The organism is Pseudomonas sp. 2995-1, from assembly GCF_002742505.1.
GTDB lineage: Bacteria > Pseudomonadota > Gammaproteobacteria > Pseudomonadales > Pseudomonadaceae > Aquipseudomonas > Aquipseudomonas sivasensis.
In genome coordinates, this window is the sequence record NZ_LJSA01000040.1 from 1 (window position 1) to 231 (window position 231).

A 231-nucleotide genomic window follows, 5' to 3' on the forward strand; every position below is an offset into this window, starting at 1 on the left:
ATGTCTGCCAGCGCGGCCTGGCCTGCCTTGTTGAATGATAAGTGGCAGAGTAAAACGTCGGTAGTTAATGCCAGCATCAGCGGCGACACCTCGCAACAAGGACTGGCGCGCCTTCCGGCTCTGCTGAAACAGCATCAGCCGCGTTGGGTGCTGGTTGAACTTGGCGGCAATGACGGTTTGCGTGGTTTTCAGCCACAGCAAACCGAGCAAACGCTGCGCCAGATTTTGCAG

1 protein-coding gene is annotated in these 231 nt (G+C 57.1%); it reads left to right on the forward strand.

Going from position 1 to position 231, the window contains the following annotated elements:
* Nucleotides 1-231: GDSL-type esterase/lipase family protein (locus AOA61_RS00145; RefSeq protein WP_256583303.1), on the forward strand; the 231-nt coding region annotated here is incomplete at its 3' end.